The 9,657-nt window shown below is 70.7% G+C and carries 4 protein-coding genes; all 4 read left to right on the plus strand.

Going from position 1 to position 9,657, the window contains the following annotated elements:
• Positions 1-2 precede the first annotated feature (2 nt).
• The 4 genes from ACIGJO_RS28245 (at position 3) to ACIGJO_RS28260 (ending at position 9,384) form a co-directional block, all read left to right on the plus strand.
• On the plus strand, positions 3-2,420 hold the full coding sequence (locus ACIGJO_RS28245) for a xanthine dehydrogenase family protein molybdopterin-binding subunit (protein WP_399962826.1): 2,418 nt from the start codon (positions 3-5) through the stop codon (positions 2,418-2,420).
• Positions 2,421-2,799: 379 nt separating this feature from the next.
• Positions 2,800-4,257: an NCS2 family permease gene (locus ACIGJO_RS28250; RefSeq protein ID WP_399962794.1), complete on the plus strand. Its 1,458-nt coding sequence runs from the start codon at positions 2,800-2,802 to the stop codon at positions 4,255-4,257.
• 37 nt (positions 4,258-4,294) lie between these two features.
• Positions 4,295-5,434 carry an XdhC family protein gene (locus tag ACIGJO_RS28255; protein ID WP_399962797.1) on the plus strand — a complete coding sequence of 380 codons (1,140 nt, stop codon included), beginning with the start codon at positions 4,295-4,297 and terminating at the stop codon, positions 5,432-5,434.
• Positions 5,435-5,628: 194 nt separating this feature from the next.
• A complete protein-coding gene (locus ACIGJO_RS28260) occupies positions 5,629-9,384 on the plus strand; it encodes a S8 family peptidase (RefSeq protein ID WP_399962799.1) in 3,756 nt (1,251 codons plus the stop codon).
• Positions 9,385-9,657 lie beyond the last annotated feature (273 nt).

Below are 9,657 nucleotides of genomic sequence, written 5' to 3' on the forward strand. Positions count from 1 at the left end.
CCATGGCGCTGCATCCACGAGCCGCCACCGTCCCGGCCGGCACCCCCACCAAGATCACCCAGGGATCGCCCACCAAGGGCGGCATCGGCGAGTCCACCCTGCGCCCCGACGGCACCCTGAAGGTCACCGGAGAGTTCGCGTACTCCTCCGACATGTGGCACGAGGACATGCTGTGGGGTCACACGCTCCGCTCCACCGTCGCGCACGCCGAGATCAGGTCCATCGACATCGGCGAGGCCGTCGCGACGCCCGGCGTCCACGCCGTGCTGACCTACGACGACCTGCCCGCCGCGATGAAGAACTACGGCCTGGAGATCCGGGACACCCCCGTTCTCGCCCACGGCAAGGTCCGCCACCACGGGGAGCCGGTGGCGCTGGTCGCCGCCGACCACCCGGAGACCGCCCGCCGGGCCGCCGCCAAGATCAGGATCGATTACGCCGAACTGCCGGTCATCACGGACGAGGCGTCCGCGACCGCCCCCGACGCGGTGCTGGTCCACGAGGGGCGCGAGGACCACCACATCGGTCATGTCCCGCACCCCAACATCGTCCACCGCCAGCCGATCATCCGCGGCGACGCCGACGAGGCCGCGAAGCGGGCCGATGTCATCGTCACGGGCGACTACACCTTCGGCATGCAGGACCAGGCCTTCCTCGGTCCGGAGTCCGGCCTCGCCGTGCCCTCCGAGGACGGCGGCGTCGAACTGTACGTCGCCACCCAGTGGCTGCACTCCGACCTGAGGCAGATCGCCCCCGTCCTCGGCCTGCCCGAGGACAAGGTCCGCATGACGCTCTCCGGTGTCGGCGGTGCCTTCGGCGGCCGCGAGGACCTGTCGATGCAGATCCACGCCTGTCTGCTGGCACTGCGCACCGGCAAGCCGGTCAAGATCGTCTACAACCGGTTCGAGTCCTTCTTCGGGCATGTCCACCGGCATCCGGCGAAGCTCCACTACGAGCACGGCGCCACCAAGGACGGCAAGCTCACGCACATGAAGTGCCGCATCGTCCTGGACGGCGGCGCCTACGCGTCGGCCTCGCCGGCGGTCGTCGGCAACGCCTCCTCGCTCTCGGCCGGCCCGTACGCCGTCGAGGACGTCGACATCGAGGCGATCGCGCTCTACACCAACAACCCGCCCTGCGGGGCCATGCGCGGCTTCGGCGCGGTCCAGGCGTGCTTCGCGTACGAGGCACAGATGGACAAGCTCGCGGCGAAGCTGGGCATGGACCCCGTGGAGTTCCGCCGGATCAACGCCATGGAGCAGGGCACCCTGCTGCCGACCGGCCAGCCCTGCGACTCCCCGGCCCCGGTCGCCGAGCTGCTGCGACGGGTCAAGGCCCGGCCGCTGCCGCCCGCGCAGCAGTGGCTGGCCGCCGACGCGGCGGGCAGCTCCGTCGATGTCCGCGCCCTGCCCGGCGGACTCTCCAACACCACGCACGGCGAAGGTGTCGTCCGCGGCATCGGCTACGCGGTCGGCCTGAAGAACGTCGGATTCTCCGAGGGCTTCGACGACTACTCGACCGCCCGCGTCCGGATGGAGGTCATCAACGGCGAACCGGTCGCCACCGTGCACACCGCGATGGCCGAGGTCGGCCAGGGCGGCGTCACCGTGCACGCCCAGATCGCCCGTACCGAACTCGGCGTCAGCCAGGTCACCATCCATCCGGCCGACACCCGGGTCGGCTCGGCCGGATCCACGTCCGCGTCCCGCCAGACGTACGTCACCGGCGGCGCCGTGAAGAACTCCTGCGAAGCCGTCCGGGAACAGGTCCTGGAGCTCGGCCGGCGCAGGTTCGGTACGTACCACCCCGCCTGGGCCACCGCCGAACTCCTGCTGGAGGGCGGCAAGGTCGTCACCGACGGCGGCGAGGTACTGGCCGATGTGGCCGACGTGCTGGGGACCGAGGCGATCGACATCGAGCTGGAGTGGCGCCACCGCCCCACCGAGGCGTTCGACCTGCGCACCGGACAGGGCAACGGCCATGTCCAGTACTCCTTCGCCGCGCACCGCGCCGTCGTCGAGGTCGACACCGAACTCGGCCTGGTCAAGGTCATCGAACTGGCCTGCGCCCAGGATGTCGGCAAGGCGCTCAACCCGCTGTCGGTCATCGGCCAGATCCAGGGCGGCACCCTCCAGGGCATGGGCATCGCCGTCATGGAGGAGATCATCGTCGACCCGAAGACCGCGAAAGTGCGCAACCCGTCCTTCACGGACTACCTGCTGCCCACCATCCTGGACACCCCGACGATCCCGGTCGACGTGCTCGAACTGGCCGACGACCACGCCCCGTACGGGCTCCGCGGCGTCGGCGAGGCCCCGACCCTCTCGTCCACCCCGGCCGTCCTCGCGGCGATCCGGAACGCCACGGGTCTGGAGCTCACCAGGACGCCGGTGCGCCCCGAGCACCTCACCGGTACCTGAGGGTCTCCCGCCGGACACGGCTCCCGGGCGGCCGCGCCCGGAGAGTGCCGCCCGGCCGGCCGTGCGCCCGCACCCCCGGGCGCACGGCCGGAACTCTCCGGGCGCCCGGACACTCCGGACCCGCCCCGGCCGTTCCCCCTGAACTCTCCGGGCGGTGCGACGTGCCGTGAACGCCGCACTTCCCCGCGTTCCGCACCGTCCGGAGACCACCGAGTGCCGTACCGCTCACGGCACTTCGCAAGGCCGCAGTACCTCCGTACCTGCATGAACAGTTCGCCTCGGGCCGTCCCCCGGGTCGTGCCGCCAGCGCAGTCATCCCAAATCCCGCAATCAGTACTCACCACGCGGGTGCCCCTGTGAACCTTGGGAGTCAGGCAACATGACCCAGCAGAAAGTGGAGCCCGGGACCGGTACCGAGGACGCGGGCCCCGGCTCGCGCGTCCCCGCCGGAAGATCGTGGCTCGACCGGTACTTCCACATATCCGAACGAGGGTCCACGGTCGCGCGCGAGGTGCGCGGCGGCGTCACGACCTTCATGGCCATGGCGTACATCCTCCTGCTCAATCCGCTGATCCTCGGCGGCAAGGACGTCGACGGCAACCTCCTCGGCCAGCCCGGCCTGATCACCGCGACCGCGCTCGCGGCGGCCGCCACCACCCTGCTGATGGGCTTCGTCGGCAAGGTCCCGCTGGCGCTGGCCGCCGGACTGAGCGTCTCCGGCGTGCTGTCCTCGCAGGTCGCGCCCAACATGACCTGGCCGCAGACCATGGGCATGTGTGTGATCTACGGTGTGGTGATCTGCCTCCTGGTGGTCACCGGACTGCGCGAAATGATCATGAATGCGATCCCGCTCGCGCTCAAGCACGGCATCACCATGGGGATCGGGCTCTTCATCGCCCTCATCGGCCTCTACAAGGCCGGCTTCGTCCACCAGGGCGAGGCGACCCCGGTATCGCTCGGCCCGGCCGGTGAACTCTCCGGCTGGCCCGTGCTCATCTTCTGTGTGACCCTGCTGCTGATCTTCATGCTCCAGGCCCGCGGCATCCCCGGCGCGATCCTGATCGGCATCGCCGTCGGCACCGTGATCGCCATCGCCGTCAACGCGATCGCCGACATCGACGCCAAGTCCTGGAGCAGCGGCCCGCCGGAGCTGAACGGCAGCGCCGTCTCCGCACCCGACTTCTCGCTCTTCGGGGACGTCGAGTTCGGCGGCTGGGGCGATGTCGGGGTGATGACCGTCGGCATGATCGTCTTCACCCTGGTGCTGGCCGGCTTCTTCGACGCGATGGCCACCATCATCGGAGTCGGTACGGAAGCCGGGCTCGCCGACGCCAGGGGCCGGATGCCGGGCCTGTCCAAGGCGCTGTTCATCGACGGCGCGGGCGGCGCGATCGGCGGAGTCGCCGGAGGCTCCGGGCAGACCGTGTTCGTCGAGTCGGCCACCGGGGTCGGGGAGGGAGCCCGGACCGGGTTCGCCTCCGTCGTCACCGGACTCTTCTTCGCCGCCTGCCTGTTCTTCACCCCGCTCACCGCGATCGTGCCGACCGAGGTGGCCTCCGCCGCCCTCGTCGTCATCGGCGCCATGATGATGCAGAACGCCCGGCACGTGGACTGGGGCGACCGCTCCGTCGCCATCCCGGTCTTCCTCACCGTGGTCCTGATGCCCTTCACGTACACCATCACCACGGGCGTCGCCGCGGGTGTCATCTCGTACGCCGCCATCAAGCTCGCCCAGGGCAGGGCCCGCGAGGTCGGGGCCTTCATGTGGGGCCTGACCGTGATCTTCGTCGTGTACTTCGCCCTCAACCCGATCGAGAGCTGGCTGGGCGTCCACTGACGTCCGCCCCTGCCCACTTCGCCCAAGGAGACACGCCATGCTGGACATCGCCGAAGAGCTGCACCGGTGGGTCGGGCGGGGCCGCGAGTTCGCCGTCGCCACCGTGGTGGCGGTCGGCGGCAGCGCGCCCCGGCAGCCGGGAGCCGCCCTCGCCGTCGACCGCGACGGCACGGCCGTCGGATCGGTCTCCGGGGGATGTGTGGAGGGGGCGGTGTACGAGCTGTGCCGACAGGCCCTCGAAGACGGCACAACCGTCCGGGAGCGGTTCGGCTACAGCGACGAGGATGCCTTCGCGGTCGGTCTGACCTGCGGCGGCATCATCGACATCCTGGTCACACCGGTGCGCGCGGACGATCCCGCCCGCCCGGTGTTCGCCGCCGCGCTGGCCGCCGCCGCTCGGGGCGGGGCGGCCGCTGTCGCCCGCGTCACCGACGGCCCCGCCGGACTTCTCGGCCGCCCGCTCCTCGTGCGCCCCGACGGGACGTACGAGGGCGGGCTCGGCGGCCACCCGGCGCTGGACCGCACGGCCGCCGCCGAGGCCCGCGCCATGCTCGACGCGGGCCGTACCGGGCCGCTCACCATCGGCGCGGAGGGCTCGCGCTGCGGCCGGCCCGTCCAACTGCTCGTCGAGTCGAGTGTTCCGCCGCCCCGCATGATCGTGTTCGGGGCCATCGACTTCGCCGCCGCACTCGTGCGGGCCGGCTCCTTCCTCGGCTACCGGGTCACGGTGTGCGACGCCCGGCCGGTGTTCGCGACCCGGGCGCGCTTCCCGGAGGCCGACGAGATCGTCGTCGACTGGCCGCACCGCTATCTCGCCGCCACCGAGGTGGACGCGCGCACCGTGCTCTGTGTCCTCACCCATGACGCCAGGTTCGACGTACCGCTGCTGGAGGCGGCACTCCGGCTGCCGGTCGCCTACGTCGGCGCGATGGGCTCGCGCCGCACCCATCTGGAGCGCAATGAGCGCCTCCGTGAGGCCGGGGTCACCGAGTCCCAGCTGGCCCGGCTGCGCTCGCCGATCGGCCTCGACCTCGGTGCCCGTACGCCGGAGGAGACGGCTCTGTCGATCGCCGCCGAGATCGTCGCCGTACGGCGCGGCGGCAGCGGTGTTCCGCTCACCGGCGCTCACACCCCGATCCATCACGAGGGTGGCTCGCCGCTCGCCTCGGTGGCCTGAAAGCGACCATCAGGTCCCGGCCCCGCCCCGGAGCGAAGCCGGAGCCGGGCCCGGGAGGTGCGGGACGAGTCCCCGGATACGGCCTGAAAGCGTGTCCCGCAGCCCCGTCCGCAGACGGGCGGATTACCGCCACGGCGCATTCCTGCCAGCCCGGAACCCGTCCGTGGCCGCGCATTTACCGGTAGATCAGCTGCATGACATTTTCCCCCTCCTCCGCTTCCGGCAGGGCGAGACCCGCTCGCACAGGACGCAGAGCTCTGCTCATAGCGACCTCCGTCGCACTCGTGAGCGGCGCCGTGCTTCCCGTCGCGGGCTCGGCCGCCGCCGCCCCCCAGCCGCGTTCCGCCGAAGGCCGCCACGAGGCCCGCGCCGAGAGCCACGACATCACCCTGCTCACCGGGGACGTCGTGCACTTCGTGGACGGTCCCGGAAACCAGGACACCGTCACCGTGGACCGTCCCGACGGCGCGCCGGGCGGTGTCCACGTCCAGCAGGCGGGCGACGACCTGTACGTGCTGCCCGACGAGGCCACCGCGCTGCTCGCGGCCGGGAAGCTCGACCGGCGGCTGTTCAATGTCTCGGCCCTGGTGAAGATGGGCTACGACGACAGCTCCACCGGCGGCATCCCGCTGATCGCCACCTACCCGGCGAGCAGGGCCAAGGCGCTGCCCGCGGCCCCGCGCGGAGCGAAGAAGGTCCGTACGCTCGACTCCATCCACGGCGCCGCGCTGAAGGCCGACAAGGACGAGGCCCGCTCCTTCTGGAGCGACATCGTCCGTACGGAGAAGGCCCGTTCGCTGGACAACGGCATCGCCGGGCTGTGGCTCGACGGCCGCTCGGAGGCGCTGCTCAAGGAGTCGGTGCCGCAGGTCAACGCCCCGCAGGCGTGGGCCGCCGGCTTCGACGGCAAGGGCACCAAGGTCGCCGTCCTGGACACCGGAATCGACGCCGACCACCCCGACGTCAAGGACCGGATCGTCGGCTCCCGCAGCTTCGTGCCCGGTGAGGAGGTCGACGACAAGAACGGCCACGGTACGCATGTCGCGTCCACCATCGCCGGTTCGGGTGCCGCTTCCGAGGGCGCCAACAAGGGCGTCGCGCCGTCCGCGGACCTCCTCGTCGGCAAGGTCCTCGGCGACGGGGGCTCCGGCGCCGACTCCGGGATCATCGAAGCCATGGAGTGGGCGAAGGCGGAGGGCGCCGATGTCGTCTCCATGAGCCTCGGCTCGCCGGTGCCGGACGACGGCTCCGACCCGATGTCACAGGCCGTCGACGCGCTGTCCGCCGACGGCGGTCCGCTGTTCGTGATCGCCGCGGGCAACGCGTACGGCGCGGGCACCATCGGCTCGCCCGGCTCGGCCGAGAAGGCCCTCACCGTCGCGGCGGTCGACAAGCAGGACGTCCGCGCGGACTTCTCCTCCATGGGCCCGCTCGTCCGGTCCCACGGACTCAAGCCCGACCTGTCCGCCCCCGGCGTCGACATCAACGCGGCGGCCTCGCAGTCGGTCCCCGGCATTGAGGGCATGTACCAGTCGATGTCCGGTACGTCGATGGCCACCCCGCATGTCGCGGGCGCCGCGGCGATCCTGAAGCAGCGTCACCCGGACTGGTCCGGCCAGCGCATCAAGGACGCGCTGATGAGCTCGTCCAAGGCGCTGCCCGACTACACCCCGTACCAGCAGGGCACCGGGCGGCTCGATGTGAAGGCGGCGATCGACACCACGGTCGAGGCCACCGGCTCCGTCGCGGTCGCCTCGTACGACTGGCCGCACAGCCCCGCCGATCCGGTCGCCGAGCGGACCATCACCTACCGCAACACGGGTGACAAGGACGTCACGCTCAGCCTGGCCACCGACACGGACGCGGACGCGTACACCCTGTCCACCTCCACGCTGACCGTCCCGGCGGGTTCCACCGCCGAGGCCGTGCTGTCGCTGGACCCGTCGAAGGTCGCCAACAACACCCGGTTCTCCGGCCAGGTCCTCGCCGAGGACGCGGCGGGCACCGTCGTCGCGCACACCGGCTTCGCGCTCAACAAGGAGCAGGAGCTGTACGACCTGACCCTGGAGCTCCGCGACCGCGCGGGCAAGCCGATGGACGGACAGGTAGTCTTCGCCGCGCTCGGCGACCCGCAGCTGAACGTCGTCAATGTCTCCGGTGACACGACACTGCGGCTGCCCCCGGGCAACTACACCGCCTGGAGCACCGCAGAGATCGACGGCGACCGGGCGGACTCGAAGGGCATCGCGTTCCTCGCGGCCCCCGAGATCATCCTGGACAAGGCCACCACCGCCACCCTCGACGCCTCAAAGGCGCGCAGGATCAGTGTGCGGACGCCTAAGGAGACCGAGACCCGCCAGCTGCGCTTCGACATGGCACGTACCGCTCCGGACGGCACGGTCCAGCGCGACGCGTACCAGATCCCGCTGACGTACGACCAGCTGTGGGCGAGCCCGACCGGGAAGGTCACCCAGGGCAGCTTCAGCTTCCTGACCCGCTGGCGCCAGGGCGAGGAGCTGATCGGCCTGACGGCCGACGGCCACGACGTCCCGGCCTTCGCGCAGGGCGGCTCCCTCGTCGCCGAGGACAGCGAGCAGAAGCTGACCGGTGTCTACGCCGGCAACGGCGCCGCGGCCGACTACAAGGGCCTGAACGCCAAGGGCAAGGCCGTGGTGGTCAACCGCAGCGAGTCGGTCACCCCCGCGGAGCGGCTGGCGGGCGCGCTCGCCGCGGGTGCCGAGGCGCTCTTCGTCGTCAACGACGACCGCGGGGTCGCGATGGAGTCCTACGTCCCCTACGGCGAGCAGACCACCATCCCGGTCGCCTCGGTGCAGAAGACCGCGGGCCGGACGCTGATCAAGGCGGCGCAGCGCGGCAAGAAGCTCTCCGTCGACCAGAAGAAGTTCGCGGGCTACATCTACGACCTGGTCGACCGGCACGACGGCACCATCCCCGACCGCTCGCTGGCCTTCGCCCCGTCGGCCCGTCAGCTGGCGAAGGTGGAGAACACCTTCTACGGCCACAAGGCGGCGCTCGGCGGCGGATACCGCTACGACATCCCGGACTACGGCCCGGGTATCGGATTCGAGGAGTACGAGAAGTTCCCGGGCGTCCGGACCGAGTGGGTCAACCCGCTGCCGGGCGACTCCTTCTGGTACGAGAACCACTCGGTGCTCAACGCCGATGCCTCCGACAGGGCGCACGAGATGCGCAGCGCGGAGCTGGACTACACGGCGGGCAGGACCTACCGCGACGAGTGGTTCGCCCCGGTGGTCAGCCCCCGTCTCGGCACCGGCTACTGGGGGCCGTTCCGTACCGCCCGCAACGACTTCCAGTTCAACATCACGCCGTGGACGGACTCGGGCCAGGGCCACTCCGGCTCGATGCCGGCGGACGAGTACGACACCACCTCGTACGGGTTCTACCAGGGCGACACGCTGATCAAGAAGGGCGCTGGCCGGGCCGGATACGCCTGGGACCTGTCGGCGGAGAAGCTGCCGTACCGCCTGGTGATCGACTCCGTCCGGGACGCGGGGACCTGGAAGACCTCGACGCGCACGCACACCGAGTGGAACTTCGTCTCGGGTGCCCTGGACGAGAACGGGCCGGAGCAGGCGGACATCCCGCTGCTTCAGCTGGACTACGACGTGGACACCGACCTGGCCGGTGACGTCAAGGCCGGCAAGTGGACCGAGGTCGGTCTGGAGGCCGGTACCCAGGCGTGGCTGGACGGCGCCGTCAAGGCGACCAGGGCCTCGCTGTCGGTCAGCTACGACGAGGGCACGTCCTGGAGCGCGGCGGAGCTGCGCAAGGGCTCGTCCGGTGAGTGGACCGCGAAGTTCAGGACGCCGAAGAAGGGCGCCGCCTCGGTTTCCCTCAAGGTGCGCGCGGAGGGCCCCGGCGGCTTGGCCGTCGACCAGGAGATCATCAGGGCCTTCGGTCTGAAGTGACCTGCTGAGAGACCCGTTTGAGGTGGTTCCGCAGCCCCGGCGGGGGCTGCGGAACCACCTCTCTTGCATTCTCTTGAAGCTTGAAATTTGTCTACTTTGCCCGTATATGGCGGGCGATAACCCCAGAAAGGGACTTTTTGCGGTGTGGAGCGAGTTGCCACGGAGCCGCTCGGAGGCTTAGAGCTCGTAACACGATCATGAGCGGGACTTCTTGAGGCGTCTCCAGCAGATGAGGCTGCAGGCGAGGGAGACGAAGGCGTCGTGGAGTTCGGT

It is taken from the genome of Streptomyces sp. NPDC079020, from assembly GCF_044542225.1.
Classification (GTDB): Bacteria; Actinomycetota; Actinomycetes; order Streptomycetales; family Streptomycetaceae; genus Streptomyces.

Coding starts and splice junctions, on each gene's coding strand:
- ACIGJO_RS28245 (WP_399962826.1), top strand. CDS start 3: ATGGCGCTGCATCCACGAGCCGCCACCGTCCCGGCCGGCACCCCCACC.
- ACIGJO_RS28250 (WP_399962794.1), top strand. CDS start 2,800: ATGACCCAGCAGAAAGTGGAGCCCGGGACCGGTACCGAGGACGCGGGC.
- ACIGJO_RS28255 (WP_399962797.1), top strand. CDS start 4,295: ATGCTGGACATCGCCGAAGAGCTGCACCGGTGGGTCGGGCGGGGCCGC.
- ACIGJO_RS28260 (WP_399962799.1), top strand. CDS start 5,629: ATGACATTTTCCCCCTCCTCCGCTTCCGGCAGGGCGAGACCCGCTCGC.